This is a genomic window from Massilia psychrophila (assembly GCF_002760665.1).
Taxonomy (GTDB): domain Bacteria; phylum Pseudomonadota; class Gammaproteobacteria; order Burkholderiales; family Burkholderiaceae_D; genus JAFCUW01.
This window is the reverse complement of record NZ_PDOB01000002.1, coordinates 53554-74050: the sequence shown is the minus strand read 5'-3', so window position 1 is coordinate 74050 and position 20497 is coordinate 53554. Positions and strand designations below refer to the sequence as shown.

Genomic DNA, 20497 nt, shown 5'->3' with positions numbered 1-20497 from the left:
GAGCGCCATGGTGTGGGGAAGGTTGGCGACAGCATTGGCGGCGACCAGCTTGCTGCTCGCCGCCAACGCTGCCGTTACCGCGTCTGTCAAGGATGGCTGCCGCGGCACCATCTACCTGACGTTCGACACCGGCAGCCAGTCACAGGCCGAGTTCATCGCGGCGACGTTAAGCAAGCACCACGTCAAGGCCACTTTTTTCCTGGCCAACGAAAAGAGCACGCGCGGCGATTTTTCGCTCGACCCGTCGTGGGCGCCGTACTGGACGGCGCGCGTGGCCGAGGGCCATGCCTTCGGCGGCCATACTTTCGATCACGTCTACTTCAAGGGCGACGGGCCGAACGGCACGATCAACGTCAAGCCGCAATTCGGCGCCAGTGCCGGCAAGCCGCTGGCATGGTCGGCGGATGACTACTGCAGCGAACTGAAACGGGTCGACCAGCGCTTTCATCAACTGACCGGCAGCAAGCTCGATCCGATCTGGCGCGCGCCGGGCGGCAAGGTGTCCGGACGCACGCTCGCCGCCGGGAAAGCCTGCGGCTATACGCACTTCGGCTGGGCCCAAGCCGGCTTCTCGGGCGACGAGACGTCGAGTGCCACTTTCCCCAACAGCGTACTGCTCAGGCGCGCGCTGGCGAACCTGAAGGACGGCGACATTTTTCTTGCCCACCTCGGCATCTGGTCGCGCCAGGATCCGTGGGCGCCGGCCAACCTCGCGCCGTTAATTACCGGCCTCAAGCAAAAAGGCATGTGTTTCGCTACACTGCGTGATCATCCTGATTTCTTAAATACGCCATGATCCAGTTTTTCATCGACCTGTTCGGCGCCGTCCAGGGCTGGCTGTTCGAGCATGCGGTCGCACCGTTCATGTTCGTCAGCGGCTTGGGCGCATTCACCGAGGAAGCCTTCGATGGCACCGAGTGGTTCCTGATCGGCCTGGTCGAACTGGCCGCGCTGTACCTGGTGCTGCGTCCGCTCGAAGCCTTGATTCCGGTGCATCGTTTGGCCGACAAGCGCGCGCGCTGGAACGACTTCGTGTATGCGCTGGTGCACCGTCTGGGACTGTTTTCGATCGCCGTCTTTTTTACCGTCGACCCGCTGATGGACCACTTCGCCGGCCTGCTGCGGCTCGAAGGCGTCCATCCGTTCAACCTCGAATCGCTGCTGCCTTTGACGCCGCCGCTCGCCGGCTTCCTGCTGTACCTGGTGGTGCTCGACTTCTGCGATTACTGGTTTCACCGCGCCCAGCACCATGTCGAATGGTGGTGGGCTCTGCACAGACTGCACCACAGCCAGATGGACATGAACCTGTGGAGCGACAATCGCAATCATCTGCTCGACGACCTGCTGCGCGACGTCATGATGGCCATCGTCGCGCTGGCGATCGGCGTGCCGCCAGGCCAGTTCGTGCTGCTGGTGTCGGTCTCGCGCGCGCTGCAAAGCCTGCAGCATGCCAACGTGCGGATCCATTTCGGCCGCCTCGGCGAGCGATTGCTGGTGTCGCCGCGCTTTCATCGCACCCACCACGCGATCGACCCTGGCCATGAGTCGCTCGGCCAGAGCTCACTCGGCGGCTGCAATTTCGGCGTGCTGCTGCCGCTCTGGGACCAGTTGTTCGGCACCGCCCGCTTCGAGCGCGGTTATGCCGCCACCGGCGTGCGCGACCAGCTGCCCGGCGAGCACGGCGCCGGCCGCAACTACGGCCGCGGCTTCTGGCAGCAGCATTGGCTTGGCCTGAAGCGGATGGTCGAATTTTCTCGCCGCGGGGCGCCATGAACGCCGTCGTTTGCGCCCCATTGCGGCTCGCCTGATGGCCGCCGTCCTGACCGCCTACGGCCGCGCGCTCGCTTCGCAGTTCAGCGCGCGCATCATGCTGCTGTCGCTGGTGCCGTTGCTGCTGTCGGTGGCGTTGTGGGGCGCGCTGCTGTACACCGGCCTGCAGCCGGTGATCGACTGGGTGCAGGTGCTGTTCACCGACTACAACGTGTTTGGCGCCAGCGCCGGCATGCTTGGCATGTTGGGGCTCGGCATGCTCAAGACAGTGGCGGTGCCGCTGATGGCGATGTTGCTGCTGTTGCCGCTGATGATACTGACCTCGCTGCTGTTCATGGGTCTCGCCGCCATGCCGGCGATCGGCCGCCACGTCGGCACGCGCCAGTTCGCCGGGCTCGAAATGAAGCAGGGCGGCAGCCTGCTCGGCAGCCTCGGCCTGTCGCTCGGCTCGGTGCTGTTGTTCGTGTTGCTGTGGATATTGACGTTGCCGCTGTATGTTTTCCCGCCGCTGGCGCTGGCCGCCCAGGTTGCGCTGTGGGGCTGGCTGACCGCGCGCGTGATGAGCTATGACGCGCTCGCCGCCTACGCCAGCTTTGATGAGCGCCGCGCCCTCATGCACCGCCACCGCTGGCCGCTGCTGGCGATCGGCATGGTGTCGGGGGCCGCCGGCGCCTTGCCCGGCATCGTCTGGGTCGGCGGCGCGCTGATCTCGGTGGTGCTGTTCCCGTTCCTGGCGATGCTGTCGATCTGGATTTACCTGGTGATCTTTATCTTCACCGGCCTGTGGTTCCAGTATTACTGCCTGCAGGCGCTGCGCGAGCTGCGCACCGGCAACGTCGGCAACGTCCAATCGCCCCGTCCGTAAACCGGTTTCGTGGCACACTATCGGAACCCAACCTGCGGATTGACGCAAGGTTCACCTGCATCCGCGCCGGCCTGCGCCACGGCCCCGTTTCCTCGTCATGCCAGCTGCGCTGGCGCCGGCCAATAAGCGCACTCGGCCGCGGCCCTTTTAACAAGTTGTCGAAGTGTTTTCAATGCTCGGCAGGGGGCGTTGTTTTTTTGCGAAATTATTCAGCCATACGCGTTTTTGTCGATCAGTGCTACGTCGCTGGCGCGTCGATGTGGTGGAATGGTAAGCATGCGATGGCCAAGTTCTGGAGTGGGATTGTGGTTGTAATTCGTACAAACTTTAAGCGGCCTCGCTCATTCAACACCGACCCACGCACGCATGGTGAAGGTCGGGACGGAGCACGCGGGACGATTGATTCATACCGGTTGATCCATCATGGAAAGCAATAGCCCAACAGGGCGGTCGAGTACCGTCGCCAGCGCAGTGCGCAAGCTGCGTGCGCGCGCCGCATCGATGAACATGGGCCGCACGCGCATCGAGCCGACCCTGGCCGGCAATGGCCAGGTGACCGACGACGATCCGGCCCGCCCTCATTACCCGCAACCGCATCTGGCGCTGGTGCCCGAGCCCGGCGTGGATGCCGCGAGCGTTGGAGGCGCCGGGGGTGCCGGGACCGCGCCCGACGGCAAGCCGCCGAAGCGGCGCAGGCACATCAAGCCGGCGCTGGTGCTGTTGCTGCTGATGCTGGTGTCGCTGTTCGCTTGGTGGCTGGTGCAGGAAACCCGCAGCTCGTCGATGCAGGCGCACTTTTTCACCAGCCTGGCCAAAAAAATAAGCTACAAGGTCGAGCCGGGCCCGAGCAACGCGATCCGCTTCCCGTCCGACAGCCCGTACGACGAGCGGCTCGGCTACGCCAACCTGCCCGAGTATTTGGCCAAGCTGAAAAGTCACGATTACGAAATCGTCGCCCAGGCGCGCCTCTCGCCCAAAGCCATCGAGCTGGCCGACATGGGCCTGTTTGCCACCTACCGCGAAAAAACCAAGGTCGGCCTGGCGATCTACGACTTCAAGCAGCAGCCCTTGTTCAGCGCGCGCTTCCCGGAGCGCGTGTATGACGGCTTCGACACGGCGCCGCTGCTGCTGGTCAAGAGCCTGCTGTTCATCGAGAACCGCGAGTTGCTCGATTCGACTTATCCGAAGCGCAACCCGGCGGTCGAATGGGACCGTTTCAGCAAGGCCGTATTCGACAAATCGCTGCACGTATTCACCGGCGACGACAGGCGCTCGGCCGGCGGCAGCACGCTGGCCACCCAGATTGAAAAATACCGCCATTCGCCGGACGGTCGCACCAGTTCGCTGTCCGACAAGATGCGCCAGATGGTCTCGGCCACCCTGCGCGCCTACCAGGGCGGCGAAGACACTACCGAGGCGCGGCGCCGGATCGTGGTCGACTACATCAACACCGTGCCGTTGTCGGCCAAGATGGGTTACGGCGAAGTGAACGGCATCGGCGACGGCATGTGGGTCTGGTACGGCCGCGATTTCGCCGACTTCAACGGCGCCCTGAAAAGCTCGGTCGACAGCGCCGAAGCGGCGCTGGCCTACAAGCAGGCGCTCAGCCTGTTCATTGCCCAGCGCCGTCCGGCCCATTACCTTGGCGCCGGCGCCCGGGACCTCGAGGACCTGACCAACGTCCACCTGCGCGTGCTGGCGCAGGCCGGCGTCATCACGCCGCAATTGCGCGACCTCGCCAGCCAACAAAAGCTGCATCCGGCGTCCGGCACCGGCGTGGCGCCGCCGGTGGCCAACTCGTTTACCACCCGCAAGGCGTCGAACGCGGTGCGCACCCACCTCGCTGGCCTGCTGGGCGACGCGCGTTTGTACAACGTCGACCGCCTCGACCTGACGGTTGCCAGCACCCTCAACGCCGAAGCGCAAAAAGACGTCACCGAACGGCTGCGCGGACTGCGCGATACCAATTCGGCAACTAGCGCCGGCTTGACCGGCAAGGGCATGCTCGGCAACGGCAATCCTGCCAACGTCGTCTACAGCTTCACCCTGATCGAACGCGGCGCCGAGGCCAACTACCTGCGCGTCCAGACCGACAACTACGACCAGCCGCTCGACATCAACGAAGGCGCCAAGCTCGACCTGGGCTCGACCGCCAAGCTGCGCACCCTGGTCACCTACATGGACATCGTCGACCAGCTGCACCAGCGTTACGCGCCGATGTCTGCGGCCGACCTGAAAAAAGTCGTCGTCGATCCGAAGGACCGCATGTCGCAGTGGGGCGTCGAATACTTCCAGGGCTTGAAGGCGGGTGGCGACCGCACGCTTGCGCCGATGCTCGAAGCGGCGATGGAGCGCAAGTACTCGGGCAGCCCGGGCGAAGGGTTTTTCACCGGCGGCGGGCTGCACCACTTCGGCAATTTCAGCAAGCTCGATGATTCGAAGATCCTGACCGTGCGCCAGGCGTTGCGCAACTCGACCAACCTGGTGTTCGTGCGGCTGATGCGCGACGTCGTGCGCTATTACATGTTCCAGCTGCCCGGTTCGTCGGCGACGCTGCTAGCCGACGCGGACGATCCGCGCCGCGCCGAATACCTGGCCCGCTTCGCCGACCGCGAAGGCCGTGAATTCCTCGGCAAATTTTTCAACAAGTACAAAGGCAAGAGCCCGGCCGACGCCGAAAAAGTGCTGCTGGCGAGCTTCCGGCCGACCCCGAGCCGGCTGGCCGCCGCTTACCGCACCATCTGGCCGGAAGGCACGCAGGCGCAGTTTGGCACCTTCCTCAACACCAACCTGGTGTCGGCGGGCGAAGTTCCGCCCGAGCGCATCGCCAGGATGTACGACATGTACGCGCCGGCCAACATGTCGCTGGCCGACCGCGGCTACGTGTCGTCGATCCATCCGCTCGAGCTGTGGGTGGTCGGCTACCTGCGCACCCACCAGAAAGCCGGCTGGAAGGAAGTCGCCAACGCCAGCGTCAAGGAGCGCCAGGAAGTGTACTCGTGGTTGTTCAACACCCACCGCAAGCATGCCCAGGACAAGCGCATCGCCGGCCTGATCGAAGTCGAGGCCTTCCTTAAAATCCACGCGCAATGGAAGAAGATGGGCTATCCGTTCGACTCGCTGGTGCCGTCGTACGCCACGACGTTGGGCGCCTCGGCCGACCGCCCGGCCGCGCTGGCCGAGATGATGGGCATCATCGTCAACGGTGGCCTGCGCAAACCGGTGCAGCGCATCGACTCGCTGCATTTCGCCAAAGGCACGCCGTACGAGACGCTGGTCAAGCATGCCAAGGCAGATAAATTCGAACAGGTGATCGCACCCGACGTGGCGCGCGTCGTCGCCGGGGAGATTCGCGGCGTGGTCTCGGACGGCACCGCCAAGCGCGTCAAGTCGGCCTTCGTCGCCGCCGACGGCAGCATCATCGCGGTGGGCGGCAAGACCGGCACCGGCGACCAGCGCTTCGACGTCTACGGCGGCGGCGGGCGGCTGATCGAGTCGCGCTTCGTCAACCGTTCGGCGACCTTCGTATTCAACATCGGCGAGCGCTTCTTCGGCAGCATGACGGCCTACGTTCACGGCCCGGATGCCGAACACTACGACTTTACCAGCGCTTTGCCGGTGCAGCTGCTGGTAGTGCTGGCGCCGAGCCTGATGCCGATGATCGACCCGGAAGCGGCCGCCAAGGCCAGGATCGCCGCGGTGGAGGCTGCTGCGGCAAAGGCGGCAGCAGCGGCGCTGCCGGTTGTGGCAGCGGCGGCGAAGCCAGGGGGCGACGCCGCCGGGCCGGCCGCTGCAAAGCCGGCAGCTGCGAAGCCAGTCGCTACAAAGCCGGCAGCTGTGAAGCCGGCAGCTGTGAAGCCGGCGCCGAAGATCAAAGAAGCCGGCGCCAAGCCAGCTGCGGCCAGGGACGACAGCGCTAGCCGTCCAAAACCGGTGGCGAAAAAAGCGCCATCGCCAGCTGCTGGCGACAAGCCGGCCAAGCCTTTGAAACCGGCCCCGGTTGCGCCGCGTCCGCAAGAGCTTTTTTAACGTTGCCCTCCACACCGTCGTTTCGATCGGTTACCGGTATCTGTACGCGACGCTTGCGTTGTTGGGCAATTGTTGGCATCGTAGCCACCCATGAAACCAGCGCGCAGCTTTATGTCCCGAATTCGCACGTTCTCCCAGTTCTCGTTACGCGACCTGGTCGTCACCGCTGGTCCCGCCATCGTGCTGATTGCAGCCCTGTGCGCGATCGCCTACGTGATCGTCGATCCGGCGCCGCCGCGCCACGTCGTCATCGCCACCGGCCAGGAAAACAGCGCCTACGAACAATTCGGCAAGCTGTACGCGCAAGCGCTGGCCAAGGACGGCATCAAGACTACCTTGAGCCGCTCGCTCGGCTCGCAGGACAACCTGCAGCGTCTCAATGACGGCAAGGTTGACGTCGCATTCGTGCAAAGCGGCTCGACCGACGAAGCCGAATCGCAGCGCCAGGGCCTGGTCTCGCTGGGCAGCCTGTTTACCGAACCGGTCTGGCTGTTCCTGCGCGAGCCGGTCCAGATCACCCAGCTGAACCAGATGAAGGGTCTTCGGATCAACCTCGGGCCCGAAGGCAGCGGCATTCCCAAGCTGTTTCGCCAGGTGCTGGCGCTGAACGGCGTCGAGCCGGCCGACCTCACCATCGGCAGCCTTGAAAACACGCCGGCCACGGTGGAGCTGCTTGGCGGGCGCATCGATGGGCTGGTGTTCAGCTCCGGCCCGGATGCGCTGCTGGTGCAGATGCTGCTGCAAACGCCGGGCGTAAAACTGTTCAACTTCGACCAGGCCGAAGCGTATTCGCGCCGCCTGCCGTTCCTGTCGCACGTGGTGCTGCCGCGCGGGATCGTCGACCTCGGGCGCGATTTGCCGCCACAGGATTATCACCTGATTGCGCCGACGGCGACGCTGGTGGCGCGCGCCAACCTGCATCCGGCTTTGACCGAATTGCTGGTGCAGGCGGCGAGCGACATCCACGGCGGCGCCGGCTGGTTCCAGCAGCAGGGCCAGTTCCCGTCGGCCCGCTACACCGAGATCCCGGTCGCGCGCGAGGCGGCCAAGTTCTACAAGGACGGCGCGCCGCTGCTGCAGCGCTACATGCCGTTCTGGGTGGCCAACCTGTTCGACCGCCTGTGGGTGGTGGTGGTCGCGCTGGCCGCGCTGATCATCCCGTTTTCAAAAGTGGTGCCGCCGCTGTACGTGTGGCGCATCAAGTCGCGCCTGTACCGCTGGTACGGCCAGCTGCGCGCGGTGGAGCAGGCCCTCGACGAAGCCGACGGCCCGCGCCGCGCCCAGGTCTGCGCCGAACTGCTCAAGCGGCTCGACGACATCGAGGCGCGGGTCAACCGGATGTCGATCCCGCTGGCCTTCGCCGACGGGTTGTACGGCCTGCGCAGCCATATCAATTTCGTGCGCCAGCGCGTGCTGGCGCTAAATCAGGCGGCCGCTTAGCCGCCGATCCAGGGCAACCCGGCCTTGCACCAGCCGGCGACGCTCTTGCGGTGTCCCTCGCTGTCCTTGTCCCCTTCAAAACCTTCGAGCACGTCGAACGCGTTGGCGAAGCCATGTTCGGCGGCTAACCGGGCGGCATGGCGCGAGCGTACGTCGGAGCGGCACAGGAACAGCAGTACATCGTCCTTGCCGGCTGCCGCGCTTAGCTGCTCGATGAAGCGGGGGTTGGCCATGCCGCCCGGCCAGCTGCTCCATTCGATTGCCGCGTGCTGGCCGGCCGGCAGCGCGACTTGACCGACCCAGTGGCGCTCCGCATCGGTGCGCACGTCGACCAGCTTGGCGCTTGGGTCCAGCTGCAGCAGTCGATACGCTTCCCGCGGCGTCACGGCGCCGGCATAGGGCAGGGCGAGGCTGGCGGCGCGGTCGCGGGCGGTGGCGATGAGTTGGTCGGCTGGCGTCATGATCGGTACCCGGTAAATGGTGAAATGGTTATTATAGAGTCATGCGCCGTCATGGTTCGATCTCCACGCCTGCGGCAAGCAAACCTCGCCATTTTGGGGCGGGGCGCGTTAATTTGGTGCGATACCAAAAAAACGCACCAATCCGGTGCGTCTTTGCAGCAGCGCAAATTGTCTGGCATGATGATCCATCCGGTTTTTGGCCGATCTTGCAGCCTTGCGGGCACAAACCGTCGTTTTGGTCAGAAATTAGCCGCTGGCATGGTTTCTGCTATGATCCCCATGAGTTTGCGTGCGCCGAAGCGCGCGCGCACCCCCCTTTTCATCTAGGAGATTTGAATGGCAAAGACAGCCGCAGAAGTGTTGCAGATGGCAAAAGACAACGAAGTCAAATTCGTTGATTTCCGCTTCGCGGATACGCGTGGCAAAGAACAGCATGTTACCGTGCCTGTGTCGCATTTCGATCTCGACAAGTTCGAGTCGGGCCACGCGTTCGACGGTTCGTCGATCGCCGGTTGGAAGGGCATCGAAGCGTCGGACATGATCCTGATGCCCGATCCTTCGACCGCCAACATCGACCCGTTCATGGAAGAGACCACGCTGTTCATGCAGTGCGACGTCATCGAGCCGTCCGACGGCAAGGGTTACGACCGCGACCCGCGCTCGATCGCCAAGCGCGCCGAAGCTTACCTGAAGTCGTCCGGCCAGGGCGACACCGCCTACTTCGGCCCCGAGCCGGAATTCTTCATTTTCGATTCCGTGCGCTGGAAAATCGACATGTCGGGCTGCTTCGTGAAGATCGACTCGGACGAGTCATCGTGGGCGACCGACGCCAAGAGCGAAGGCGGCAACCACGGCCACCGGCCGAGCGTCAAGGGCGGCTACTTCCCGGTGCCGCCGGTCGACTCGTTCCAGGACATGCGCTCGGAAATGTGCCTGATCCTGGAGGCGATGGGGATCCCGGTCGAAGTGCACCACCATGAAGTGGCCGGCGCCGGCCAGAATGAAATCGGCACCCGCTTCTCGACCCTGGTCGAACGCGCCGACTGGACCCAGAACATGAAGTACGTGATCTGGAACGTCGCTCACAGCTACGGCAAGACCGCCACCTTCATGCCGAAGCCGATTGTCGGCGACAACGGTTCGGGCATGCACGTGCACCAGTCGATCTGGAAGGACGGCGTCAACCTGTTCGCCGGCGACGGCTATGCCGGCCTGTCGGATACCGCGCTGTTCTACATCGGCGGCATCATCAAGCACGCCAAGGCGCTCAACGCCATCACCAACCCGGGCACCAACTCGTACAAGCGCCTGGTGCCTGGCTACGAAGCGCCGGTCAAGCTGGCCTACTCGGCCCGCAACCGTTCGGCCTCGATCCGCATCCCGCACGTGGCGAACCCGAAAGGCCGCCGCATCGAGACGCGCTTCCCCGATCCGCTGGCAAACGTTTACCTGTGCTTCGCCGCGCTGCTGATGGCGGGCCTGGACGGCATCGCCAACAAGATCCACCCGGGCGAAGCGGCGTCGAAAGACCTGTACCACCTGCCGCCGGAAGAAGACGCGCTGATCCCGACCGTCTGTGCATCGCTCGAAGAAGCACTCGAGAACCTCGACAAGGACCGCGAGTTCCTCACCCGCGGCGGCGTCTTCAGCAACTCCATGATCGATGCCTACATCGAACTGAAAATGCAGGACGTGCAGCGCATGCGCATGACGACCCACCCGGTCGAATTCGACATGTACTACTCGCTGTAAGCGAAACAGTCGTAAATGTCGTGAAAGCGTTATGCAGATGTCAGCAGCTGTGATCGTGCTGTCATCGAATGTGTAAACAAGGTGTAAAAAACGGGAAAAGCCACGGCTTTTCCCGTTTTTTTTGATAGACGCGGCAATCGATGTTGTATATTCGGGCTGAATCTATTTTGAGTACGCATCGCCGTGATCCCATGCTGACATTAATGACAACGAGGTTTTTCGCAAGCCGCATCAAGGTGTCCGTGCTGGCCGCGCTGGCGCTGGCGCTGCCCGGCGCCGCGCGCGCCCAGGCGGTCTACAAGTGCGTCGATGCCGGCGGCGCCACCTTGTACACCGATACTGCGCGGCCCAATTGCAAGACCCTCGACTTGCCATCAAGCGGCGCGACCACCGCCATTCCAGGGCCGGCGCGGCGCGCCGGCGCGCCGGCCCGCGTTGCCGGTGCGGCTGCGCCGGCCGCGCCGTCCGACTTCCCGAAGGTAAATACCTCCCAGCAGCGCGCTCGCGACGACGACCGCCGCGAGATCCTCAACGACGAATTGCGCAGCGAGGAAAGCAAGCTGACCGAGCTGCGGCGCGAGTTCAATGGCGGCGAGCCCGAGCGCCAGGGCAACGAGCGCAATTACGCCAAGTATCTCGATCGCGTGGCCCACTTGAAGGACAACATCGGCCGCGCCGAAAAAAACGTCGACGCCCTCAAGCGCGAAATCGCGAATATCAAATGACAGTCAAATGACAGACCTTGCATCGCGCTCGGCGTTCGCCGGCCTCGATTTACTGGCGTCGGCGGTGCTGCTGGTCGGCGCCGACGGGCGCATCACCTATGCCAATACGGCCGCCGAGCACCTGCTCGAAAGTTCCCTGAAGGCGCTCTCGCGGCTGCAGCTGACGGCGCTGTTCGTCAACGCCGATGAACTGGACGGCCTGTGCCAGCAAGCGCTGGAGCACAAGTACGCCGACCTGCGCCAGGACCTGACGCTCGAGCGCATCGGGCGCGAGCCGTTGCAGGTGCACAGCATCGTCAGCGCCACCGGTAACGAGATCGTCATCGAGCTGCGCGAGAACGTCCAGCAGTTGAAACTCGACCGCGAAGAGCGCATCCTCGACCAGAGCCAGGTCAACAAGGAACTGATCCGCAACCTGGCGCATGAAATCAAGAACCCGCTGGGCGGCATCCGCGGCGCCGCCCAGTTGCTCGAACTGGAGCTGCCGGCGGTGCACCTGGTGGCGCTGCGCGAATACACCCAGGTCATCATCAAGGAAGCCGACCGGCTGCAGACGCTGGTCGACCGCCTGCTGGCGCCGCACCGCCGCCCGCACATCGTCGGCGACGTCAACATCCACGAGGTGTGCGAGCGGGTGCGCAGCCTGATGCTGGCCGAGTTTCCCAGCGGCCTGTCGATCCGGCGCGACTACGACGCCTCGATCCCGGAATTTCGCGGCGATATGGAGCAGTTGATCCAGGCGGTGCTCAACATTGCGCGCAATGCTGCCCAGGCCCTCCATCTTCGTATCGAAGCCGGCGACGCCGAGCTGGTTTTCCACACCAGAGTGGCGCGCCAGGTGACGTTGGCCAAGGTCCGCTACGGGCTGGCATTAGACTTGCATATCATCGACAATGGACCGGGCATCTCACCCCAGATCCGCGATCGTATTTTCTACCCGCTGGTGTCGGGCAGGGACGGCGGCAGCGGGCTGGGGCTGACATTGGCTCAGACCTTCGTGCAACAGCACCTGGGCGTGATCGAATGCGAGAGCCGGCCTGGATTGACGGACTTCAGGATTTTGCTGCCTTTGCCATAAGGAACGTACGCGAAATGCCTGAAGACGGATCCCACACAATCGAAGATCCATATTGCGGGGAAGCGCGAATACATGAAACCGATCTGGATAGTCGACGACGACGCGTCGATCCGCTGGGTGCTGGAAAAAGCACTGGCGCGCGAGAACCTGGCCACCCGCAGCTTTTCCAACGCCCGCGATGCGATGGCCGCGCTCGAGACCGAAACACCGCAGGTGCTGGTGTCCGACATCCGCATGCCGGGCGAATCGGGCCTCGGCCTGCTGGCAGCCGTCAAGGCGCGCTACCCGGGCCTGCCGGTCATCATCATCACCGCGTTTTCCGACCTCGACTCGGCCGTCGCCGCGTTCCAGGGCGGCGCCTTCGAATACCTTGCCAAGCCGTTCGACATCGACAAGGCGGTCGAGCTGATTCGCCGCGCGCTGGAAGAAAGCCTGCGCGAGACGAGCGTCGAATCCGGGCCAACTGAGACCCCCGAAATCCTCGGCCAGGCGCCGGCCATGCAGGAAGTATTTCGCGCCATCGGCCGCCTGTCGCAGTCGAACGTGACGGTGCTGATCACGGGCGAATCGGGCACCGGCAAGGAACTCGTGGCGCGCGCGCTGCACAAGCACAGCCCGCGCGCGCAGCAGCCGTTCATCGCCCTCAATACAGCGGCAATCCCGAAGGACCTGCTCGAGTCGGAGCTGTTCGGCCACGAGCGCGGCGCCTTCACCGGCGCCCAGGCCACGCGGCGCGGCCGCTTCGAGCAGGCCGAGGGCGGCACCCTGTTCCTCGACGAAATCGGCGACATGCCGTTCGACTTGCAAACCCGGCTGCTGCGGGTACTGTCGGACGGCCACTTCTACCGCGTCGGCGGACACCAGCCGATGAAGGCGAACGTGCGCGTCATCACCGCCACCCACCAGAACCTCGAGCAGCGCGTGCGCGACGGCCTGTTCCGCGAAGACCTGTACCACCGCCTCAACGTGATCCGCCTGCGCCTGCCCAGTTTGCGGGAGCGGCGCGAGGATATCCCTCTTTTGGTGCGCTACTTCCTGGTGCAGAGTGCGCGCCAGCTAGGGGTCGAAGCGAAGCGCATGAGCGACGGCGCGCTGCAGTTCTTGTCCGGGCTCGACCTGCCGGGTAACGTGCGCCAGCTGGAAAACCTGTGCAACTGGATCACCGTGATGGCGCCTGGCCAGACGGTCGACATCAAGGACCTGCCGCTCGAACTGACGCAGGCGCCCGAGGGCACCGAGCCGGCGCCGGCGCCGATCGAATTTTCTGGCGGCCAGCGCGGCGCCCATGCGGGCGGCCACGTGCTGATCCACCCGGTTGCGGCGGCGGCGCCGGCCCTGGCGGATTTTAACGCAGCGGCTGGCTGGATCGGCCTGCTCGAAATGCAGGCCGCCAGCATGCTCAGCGCCGGCCAGTCCGAGGTGATGGACGTGCTGGGCCGGCAGTTCGAATCGGCGCTGATCAAGACAGCGCTGAAACACACCCACGGGCGCAAGAACGACGCCGCCGTGCGGCTCGGGATCGGCCGCAACACTATTACCCGCAAGATCGCCGAACTGGGCATCGACGGCGCCAAGGACGAGTAGGGCACTGTCTCGCACCCGGTGCTCCGATATAGTAAGCTCTCGCATCGGGGCGCTTGGCCCCGGCTATAGTGGATGCCCATGCTGATCAATTGCGTCGCCTACCAGGCAGGCAAAAAACTGTCCGACATACCGATCGAGGAAATCAGCGATTACCTCGACCGGCCCGACACGTTCGTCTGGGTTGCGCTGCGCGAGCCGGCGCCGGAAGAGCTGGCGGTCATGCAGAAAGAGTTCGGCCTGCACGAACTGGCGATCGAAGACGCCCGGCGCGGCAACCAGCGCCCCAAGGTCGAGGAGTACGGCGACTCGCTGTTCGCGGTAATGCAGACGGTCGAACTGAAGGACGGCAAATTGGTGATCGGCGAAGTGGACGTGTTCGTCGGCCCCAACTACGTGCTGTCTTCGCGCCTGAACGCTTCGCAAGGCTTTCTCGGCGTGCGCGCGCGCGCCGAGCGCGAGCCGCACCTGCTGGCGCTCGGCGCCGCCTTCGTGCTGTATGCGCTGATGGACGCCGTCGTCGACCGCTATTTCCCGGTGGTCGACATGCTCGAGACCGAACTCGAAACGATCGAGGACCGCATCTTCATCCGCGGCTCGCAGCGCGCCAACATCGAGCATTTGTATGAGCTCAAGGCCAAGGTGCTGGTACTGCGCCGCGCGGTGTCGCCCCTGATGGAAAGCGTGGGGCGGCTGTATGGCGGCCGCGTGCCGGCCATGTGCGTCGGCACCGGGGAGTACTTCCGCGACGTTCACGACCACCTGTACCGCATCGCTTCGAGCCTAGACACCATCCGCGACACCATCAGCACCGCCATCCAGGTCAATCTGTCGATGGTGGCGATCGACGAAAACGAGGTGAACAAGCGGCTGGCAGCGTGGGCGGCGATCTTCGCGGTCGTGACGGCGTTCGCCGGCCTGTGGGGCATGAATTTCAAGTTCATGCCGGAGCTCGAATGGAAGTACGGCTATCCGATGGCGGTCGGCATCATGCTCACCGTGTGCTTCGTGCTGTACCGGCGCTTCAAGCGATCCGGCTGGCTGTAGCGGCGCCGTTTTTTAAGTTTGGCGGCAGTAGCCTGGAAGCCGTCGTTGGCGCGCACGCGGCTTGTGCTTCCAGGTTGCCGGGATAGCACAGGGTGAATGGCTCGGAAAGAAAAACCTGTAATAACCAGAGCGTGCCTTCAGCGGCGTCATTCATGCTGCGGACGCGGTAGCGGCGCTGGCTCAAAATGCCAATACAACCGCCTATAACGCCCTGGCGAGTCAGGCCTGCGATACGACGTTTGGCGTACCAACCGATCTCGTCGGATTGACGCTGGTGCCGGGGCCTGACGACCAACGCGACCCTTGCAGGCAGGGCCCTGGCGCAAAACGGCGCCGTCACGCTGGACTCGAACGTGTCGGTCGCCACGTGCGCGGTGCCGCCCACGCTCGGCAAGGCCTTCAGCCCGGCGACCATCGCCCAGGGCGGCAGGTCGACGCTCACGCTCACTCTGAGCAATTCTGCCAGTGCTCCCGCCACCTTGTCGCCGCCGCTGGTCGACAATTTACCCAACGGCGTGAAGGTTGCCGGCTATGGCAGCAATACCTGCGGCGGCGGGTTGCTATGTCAACACTTTGCCCGCTGGCACCTTGCAAACTTGTAACGGCAATAATCTGGCGGCGGCGGCGATGGACACCCTGGACGTCACCGCAGTTCGCGTCGCCCCGACACTGAAAAAAGCGTTCAGCCCGGCCAGCATTACAAGGAGAACGGGGGTGTCGACGCTGACTCTCATCTTGGGCAACGCCTCCCTGACCGAGCCGCCCGTCGACAAGCTTCCCGACATTCGAGGCTGCGGCCGGTGCTGCCATCGAAAAAACCCCTCGGAAGCTGACGCTGCCGAGGGGTTTTCGCTGTTACTTGACTGTATGTTTTGGGAATCGGTCCCTGCAAGGACCGATCGCTCCGTAGGCGAGCGGCTTGCCGCCCGATTTCCTTACTTCGCCATCGACAGCGCCACCGCTTCGGCTACCTTGATGCCATCGACCGCCGCCGACAGGATGCCGCCGGCGTAACCGGCGCCTTCGCCGGCCGGGAACAGCCCGCGCGTGTTCAGGCTTTGCAGGTCGTCGTCGCGGCGCTTGATGCGGATCGGCGACGAAGTGCGCGTCTCGACCCCGGTCAGCAGCGCGTCGGGTTGGTAGTAGCCCCTGATCTGCTTGTCGAACGCGGGAAACGCTTCGCGCATGGCCAGGATGGCGTAGTCGGGCAAAGCACTCCCGAGGTCGGTCAACCGCACCGCCGGCGTATATGACGGCACCACCGCGCCAAATTCGGTCGAGGCACGGCCCTTGACGAAGTCGCCCATCAGCTGGCCCGGCGCCTCGTAGGTGCCGCCGCCCAGCGCAAACGCGGTTTCCTCGATCCGGCGCTGCAGTTCGATGCCGGCCAGCGGGTGGCCCGGATAATCGCTTGGGGTAATGCCGACCACGATGGCGCTGTTGGCGTTGCGCTCGTTGCGCGAATACTGGCTCATGCCGTTGGTGACCAGCCGGCCCGGCTCGGACGCGGCGGCCACCACGGTGCCGCCTGGGCACATGCAAAAGCTGTATACCGAGCGGCCGTTGGAGGCATGGTGCACCAGCTTGTAGTCGGCCGCGCCGAGGATCTTGTTGCCGGCGTGCGGGCCAAAGCGCGCCGTGTCGATCAGCGACTGCGGATGCTCGACCCGGAAGCCGATCGAAAACGGCTTGGCCTCGATGTAGACGCCGCGTTCGTGCAGCATCTCGAAGGTGTCGCGCGCGCTGTGGCCGATCGCCAGCACCAGGTGGCGGGTGGCGATGCGCTCGCCGCTATCGAGCACAACCGCACGCACCTGGCCGCTGGTGGGGTCGGCGCCAGTGCGCTCGATCTCGATGTCCACCACCTTGCTCGAGAAACGGTACTCGCCGCCCAGCGCAATGATGTTCTCGCGCATCTGCTCGACCATCTTGACGAGGCGGAAGGTGCCGATGTGCGGCTTACTCACATACATGATCTCGTCGGGCGCGCCGGCCTTGACGAACTCGGTCAGCACCTTGCGGCCGTAGTGCTTCGGATCCTTGATCTGGCTATACAGCTTGCCGTCCGAAAAAGTACCGGCGCCGCCTTCGCCGAACTGCACGTTCGACTCGGGGTTCAGTTCGCGCTTGCGCCAGAATCCGAAAGTATCGACGGTGCGTTCGCGCACCACTTTGCCGCGCTCGAGGATCAGCGGGCGCAGGCCCATCTGCGCCAGGATCAGCGCGGCGAACAGCCCGCATGGCCCGGTGCCGATCACCACCGGGCGCTCGTTGCGGTCGTGGCCCTGCGGCTGCGCGCCGCCGGCAACGAAGCGGTAGTTGGTGTCAGGCGCCAGCAATACGTGCATGTCGTGCTTCAGACGCGCCAGTACAGCCGCTTCGTCCTTGACCTCGGCGTGGATTGTATAGATCAGCACGATGGCACTGCGCTTGCGGGCGTCGTAGCTACGCTTGTAGACGGTGAAGCCGCGCAGCGCTTCCCTGCTAATGCCGAGCCGGGTGACCAGCGCCGCTTCAAGCTCGGCTTCGTTATGATTGAGTGGCAATTTCAGTTCGTTAATTCGCAGCATTACAGTGATCTGTCAGTACAAAGTGAGGGCGGGGCGGTGCAACCCGCTATTTTACCTGCGAAGCGTAGGTAACGCCGACATGACGATGTCATCCCGCCCGCTTGCGCCCTGTCGGGAGGCCAAAAAAAACCGGCCCCTTGCGGGGCCGGCTTTAAATACTAAGACGTTTTAGGTCAGAAAGAATAACGTGCGCCGACGTACAGCCTACGTGGTTCAACCCAGGCATTGGCCTGGCCAAACTTGAACGCGCCGCTGCCAGCAACCAATGGCATTTCCGACGTCGCCGACTGCTTGTCGAGCAAGTTGAACACGTCGAAGAAAAACTCGACTTTCTGACTGCCGGTCATCTTGTACACGTACTTCAGGCGGACATCGACGGTGTAATACGCAGGGGCGGTCTGGCTACCGACCGAACCCGGTGAAATGAACGTATCGATCACGCCACCATTGAGGTATTCCGCGTCCATGACTGGCAGGTTGCGGCCGGAAATGAGCTGCGTACGGCTATACAACACGCCGCTGTTCCAGTTGAACACACCTCTCAACTCGATGCCATTGTTAAAGAAGTACGAGCCATAACCCTTGACCTGATGCTTGATATTGCCAGGCTGAGGGCCATACGCGTTGGGTGCGCGTGGATCCAGTGCAACCCAGTCGCCCTGGAAGTCAGCGTTACTATCCGAGTTGGTATTGCCCTTGGCATCGTTCCAGGAGTACGAAGCCGCACCCTGCCAATTATCGCGCTTTGCCTTCGTCAGACTTACTTCCACGCCCTGGTAGTCGCGTTTGCCGCCTGCAAGGGTACCGATCACGTAGTTCGAATTCGGCTTCGCAGAGTAGCCAAAGTACGAATATGGCAAGTAGTAAGCAGACCCAGGAGCCGCACTACCGTGGGGCGCGGTGGCAACCGTGAGGCTTGGATCCGAGTACAGTTCCAAATCATAATCCTCGAGAATGTCTCTGGTCGCACGCTTGGTGTAGGCTGCCGACAAGGTGTAATCCTTGCCCAAAGAAGTTGCCCAGCCGAGCATGAATTCATCGGTGTAAGGTGTCTTGGTTGTCGGTGCAATCAGGCCATCCGGAGTCTGCGGGCCGCCACGTGTGCGGAATGTCAGCCATTTGTCACCCAGGTGGACCTGTTCATCCAGAATTGGACCGGTCAAATTGCCAGCGAAGTCAGACATGTTGGTGCGAACCGGGTCATAGTAACGACCAACGAAAGCCCAGACTTTGCTGCGGCCATCGCCAGCCAGGTCATAAACCGTGCTCAGGCGTGGCGCCAATTTCCATTTGAACTTGGCGGACTGCTCGTTTTTAGAGTCGAAGTGCGCCCACTCTTCGGCACGCACACCGGCATTGACCGTCAACTTTTTATTCGTCCACGTATCTTGGAGGTAAAAGGTTTTGCCAGTGGCCTTGACGGAGTACGGCGCAGCTTGCACCTCACGGATGCGATAGTTGTTTACCTGCCCGGTCGGATTTCCAGTCGTGCTGGCAAATTTGTAGGCGTTGATTTCAGCCGGGGAAACAGTGCCATTGCGGTCGGTATCGAGCAGGCCAAGGTAGTAGGCCTTGTCTGCACTGTTATTAATAGCATTTTGGAAACGCGGAACATCACCCACGACCAAGCCACGCGTACCGGTCCAGCCGGCACCCGCGGCAACGAATTCGGCAAAGGTAACACCAGCGTTGGCCGCTGCAATGGAGGAGTAACGCGCCTTTTCCGGGCCGGTTACGATGGAATCCTCGAGGTATTCGTTATTTGACTTCGAGAAGCCGGCCTTGATGGTGTGGGAGCCCATCGAAGCGGTCTCGAGGAAATACTCACCACTCACGCCAATTTCGTCACGGTTGCGCGATGATGCCAGCGCGGAACCCAAACCACCCTGGCTACGCTGTGCCGTGGTCGGTGACGGTGATGCATTGCGGAAAGCGATGTCATTGCGTGTCGACAGGTCGGCCGCATACGTCGACACTTGACCTTCATGGTTAAAGGCGTAAACGTTCACCCGAAGGTTGCCCATGTCGCGTGTGTAGTCGACCTTGTAGTTGTCGCCGCCCTGAATCTGTTTCTGGTCACGGTTGTTGAGCGTTGTTGGCGTCGTCGAACCGCTGATGACCGTCGGGTCATTGAAAAAAGACGCCACCAACCGATCGTTCTCGGTCGGCTGCCAGGTGAGCTTGGCGAAACCTAATTTTTCATTGCGACTAACCGTGCGCAATGGTGCGCCGGTCGTTACGTCGGTCACGTCGGTATCGCGGCTTTTTTTCTGATACGAAGTGAAAAACCACAGCTTTTCTTTGATGATCGGGCCGCCGAGCGTGACGGCCGCATCGTAGGTGGAAAAGCCAGAGCTGGTCTTGTTCTTGTTTTTGGCAACGAGGCTGTCGTTCTGGAAGTAATAGTTGATAGAGCCGTGAAGCTCGTCGCTACCCGATTTGGTGATCACCTTGGAGACTAGGCCCGAACCCCCTGCGTACTCGGCCGGAATGCCGCCAGTCAGAATCTGTTGTTCCTGGATGATCTCGGAGTTGATGTTCGAACCAAAAGTACCCGTATTCGAATCAGTGACGTCGACGCCGTCGAGAATGTACACGTTGTCGGATGATGTGCCGGTGGCGCCGCCGATGTCTGCATAGTTGACACCTGACTTCGAAGACGGGTTGCCGCCTGCGGAAGGCTTCACACCAGGCACGAGTTGCAGGTAACCTTGATAGCTGCGGCTCGTCGGCAGCGACTCTACGACGCCCAGGTTCAAAATGGTGCCGACGGTAGCAGAAGTCGCGTCGACCTGCGCCAGGCGCGAGCTGGTGACAACCACGCGTTGCACATTGTCGTTGCCCAATGGATAAGCCAAACTGAGGTTTTGGCCACTGACCACCACGACGTCAGCGGCGCTGAAAGCTGAGTAGCCGGGTGCGACCACTTCCACTTTGTAGTCCGAAGCGGGATCCAGGCCCGCAACGCGGACCGAGCCATCTGCCTCAGTCATAGCGGTCTTGGTCACCAGGCTGCTTGGCGAACTGATCTTTACCGTAGCGCCAGCGACCGGCTTGCCTTCAGCGCCGGTAATTTTAATACGCAAGCCGCCAGATTCAGCCGCCCACGCAGCGCCGATGAAGCACATGCCAACTGCCAATGATATTGCAGACCGGCGCAGCATGGCTGCCCTTGATTT

At 63.0% G+C, this 20497-nt stretch carries 17 protein-coding genes; 13 read left to right on the top strand and 4 right to left on the bottom strand.

The features are described 5' to 3' along the window. The first annotated feature begins 7 nt into the window (after positions 1 to 7). From CR103_RS02170 to CR103_RS02150, 5 genes are all read left to right on the top strand, one after another. Positions 8 to 796: a polysaccharide deacetylase family protein gene (locus CR103_RS02170; protein ID WP_099914376.1), complete on the top strand. Its 789-nt coding sequence runs from the start codon at positions 8 to 10 to the stop codon at positions 794 to 796. Beyond that, positions 793 to 1773, top strand: a complete 981-nt coding sequence (locus tag CR103_RS02165) for a sterol desaturase family protein (RefSeq protein ID WP_099914375.1) — start codon at positions 793 to 795, stop codon at positions 1771 to 1773. The genes CR103_RS02170 and CR103_RS02165 overlap by 4 nt, the downstream gene beginning before the upstream one ends. 34 nt (positions 1774 to 1807) lie before the next feature. Continuing rightward, complete coding sequence (locus CR103_RS02160) at positions 1808 to 2635, top strand: EI24 domain-containing protein (protein ID WP_099914374.1); 828 nt, start codon at positions 1808 to 1810, stop codon at positions 2633 to 2635. Positions 2636 to 3058: 423 nt separating this feature from the next. Continuing rightward, on the top strand, positions 3059 to 6664 hold the full coding sequence (locus tag CR103_RS02155; protein WP_229442630.1) for a transglycosylase domain-containing protein: 3606 nt from the start codon (positions 3059 to 3061) through the stop codon (positions 6662 to 6664). Between the two features lie 111 nt (positions 6665 to 6775). Then, the gene (locus CR103_RS02150; RefSeq protein WP_099914512.1) at positions 6776 to 8104 is read left to right on the top strand and encodes a TAXI family TRAP transporter solute-binding subunit; all 1329 of its coding nucleotides are present in this window, start codon (positions 6776 to 6778) and stop codon (positions 8102 to 8104) included. On the opposite strand, the gene CR103_RS02145 is transcribed toward CR103_RS02150, so the two are convergent. Next, entirely contained in the window at positions 8101 to 8565 is a 465-nt protein-coding gene (locus CR103_RS02145; RefSeq protein WP_099914373.1) for a rhodanese-like domain-containing protein, read from the bottom strand. The two genes, CR103_RS02150 and CR103_RS02145, sit on opposite strands and share 4 nt — an antisense overlap. Positions 8566 to 8589: 24 nt before the next feature. Here CR103_RS02145 and CR103_RS22980 point away from each other — a divergent pair, with 24 nt between their 5' ends. The 6 genes from CR103_RS22980 to corA all read left to right on the top strand — a co-directional run bounded on the left by CR103_RS22980 (position 8590) and on the right by corA (position 14748). Continuing rightward, positions 8590 to 8892, top strand: a complete 303-nt coding sequence (locus CR103_RS22980) for a hypothetical protein (protein ID WP_218968437.1) — start codon at positions 8590 to 8592, stop codon at positions 8890 to 8892. A 9-nt stretch (positions 8893 to 8901) separates the two neighbouring features. Further along, on the top strand, positions 8902 to 10317 hold the full coding sequence (gene glnA / locus CR103_RS02140; protein ID WP_099914372.1) for a type I glutamate--ammonia ligase: 1416 nt from the start codon (positions 8902 to 8904) through the stop codon (positions 10315 to 10317). 203 nt (positions 10318 to 10520) lie between these two features. Further along, positions 10521 to 11042: a DUF4124 domain-containing protein gene (locus CR103_RS02135; protein ID WP_099914371.1), complete on the top strand. Its 522-nt coding sequence runs from the start codon at positions 10521 to 10523 to the stop codon at positions 11040 to 11042. A 7-nt stretch (positions 11043 to 11049) separates the two neighbouring features. Beyond that, positions 11050 to 12120 carry a nitrogen regulation protein NR(II) gene (glnL, locus tag CR103_RS02130; protein WP_099914370.1) on the top strand — a complete coding sequence of 357 codons (1071 nt, stop codon included), beginning with the start codon at positions 11050 to 11052 and terminating at the stop codon, positions 12118 to 12120. A gap of 72 nt (positions 12121 to 12192) precedes the next feature. Then, on the top strand, positions 12193 to 13704 hold the full coding sequence (gene ntrC / locus CR103_RS02125; RefSeq protein WP_099914369.1) for a nitrogen regulation protein NR(I): 1512 nt from the start codon (positions 12193 to 12195) through the stop codon (positions 13702 to 13704). A gap of 78 nt (positions 13705 to 13782) precedes the next feature. Then, positions 13783 to 14748 carry a magnesium/cobalt transporter CorA gene (corA, locus tag CR103_RS02120; RefSeq protein ID WP_099914368.1) on the top strand — a complete coding sequence of 322 codons (966 nt, stop codon included), beginning with the start codon at positions 13783 to 13785 and terminating at the stop codon, positions 14746 to 14748. On the opposite strand, the gene CR103_RS02115 is transcribed toward corA, so the two are convergent. After that, entirely contained in the window at positions 14726 to 15115 is a 390-nt protein-coding gene (locus CR103_RS02115; protein ID WP_502510044.1) for a hypothetical protein, read from the bottom strand. The genes corA and CR103_RS02115 overlap by 23 nt on opposite strands. A gap of 46 nt (positions 15116 to 15161) precedes the next feature. Here CR103_RS02115 and CR103_RS24400 point away from each other — a divergent pair, with 46 nt between their 5' ends. Both CR103_RS24400 and CR103_RS21925 read left to right on the top strand, forming a co-directional pair. Next, positions 15162 to 15350: a DUF7933 domain-containing protein gene (locus CR103_RS24400; protein ID WP_502510100.1), complete on the top strand. Its 189-nt coding sequence runs from the start codon at positions 15162 to 15164 to the stop codon at positions 15348 to 15350. Beyond that, the gene (locus tag CR103_RS21925; protein WP_143752497.1) at positions 15280 to 15762 is read left to right on the top strand and encodes a hypothetical protein; all 483 of its coding nucleotides are present in this window, start codon (positions 15280 to 15282) and stop codon (positions 15760 to 15762) included. The genes CR103_RS24400 and CR103_RS21925 overlap by 71 nt, the downstream gene beginning before the upstream one ends. On the opposite strand, the gene CR103_RS02105 is transcribed toward CR103_RS21925, so the two are convergent. Both CR103_RS02105 and CR103_RS02100 read right to left on the bottom strand, forming a co-directional pair. Next, entirely contained in the window at positions 15684 to 17318 is a 1635-nt protein-coding gene (locus CR103_RS02105; protein ID WP_099914365.1) for an NAD(P)/FAD-dependent oxidoreductase, read from the bottom strand. The genes CR103_RS21925 and CR103_RS02105 overlap by 79 nt on opposite strands. Before the next feature lie 173 nt (positions 17319 to 17491). Next, positions 17492 to 20482, bottom strand: a complete 2991-nt coding sequence (locus CR103_RS02100) for an outer membrane beta-barrel protein (RefSeq protein ID WP_099914364.1) — start codon at positions 20480 to 20482, stop codon at positions 17492 to 17494. Between the last annotated feature and the right edge of the window lie 15 nt (positions 20483 to 20497).